Genomic DNA, 354 nt, shown 5'->3' with positions numbered 1-354 from the left:
AATTTAAAAACTTTTTCCAAGCTTCCAACCGGGCTTGAACCGGTGACCTCTTCCTTACCATGGAAGTACTCTACCAGCTGAGCTATGGAAGCATAATGGCTCCGCAGGTAGGAATCGAACCTACGACCGATCGGTTAACAGCCGATAGCTCTACCGCTGAGCTACTGCGGAATAATACAAGCCTGGCAACGTCCTACTCTCACAGGGACAAGGTCCCAACTACCATCGGCGCTAGAGAGCTTAACTTCCGTGTTCGGTATGGGAACGGGTGTGACCTCTCTGCCATCATTACCAGACTTTTATCATTATACACATTCTTTTCAGAATGTCAAAAGGAATTTTAATATATATTCC

General features: G+C 46.0%; 2 tRNA genes and 1 rRNA gene. All 3 read right to left on the bottom strand.

Features of this window, described 5'->3' with window-relative positions:
• Window positions 1-19: 19 nt before the first annotated feature.
• The 3 genes from ILS93_RS28535 to rrf all read right to left on the bottom strand — a co-directional run bounded on the left by ILS93_RS28535 (window position 20) and on the right by rrf (window position 296).
• Window positions 20-92: transfer RNA gene (locus tag ILS93_RS28535), tRNA-Thr, on the bottom strand.
• 4 nt (window positions 93-96) lie between these two features.
• Window positions 97-171, bottom strand: a tRNA-Asn gene (locus ILS93_RS28530).
• A gap of 9 nt (window positions 172-180) precedes the next feature.
• Window positions 181-296 (bottom strand): 5S ribosomal RNA (gene rrf / locus ILS93_RS28525).
• Window positions 297-354: the final 58 nt, after the last annotated feature.

This window comes from Bacillus sp. 16GRE42 (assembly GCF_019837435.1).
GTDB lineage: Bacteria > Bacillota > Bacilli > Bacillales > Bacillaceae_G > Bacillus_A > Bacillus_A wiedmannii.
Note: the sequence above shows the minus strand (reverse complement) of the source record. Positions and strands in the feature narration are given on the sequence as shown.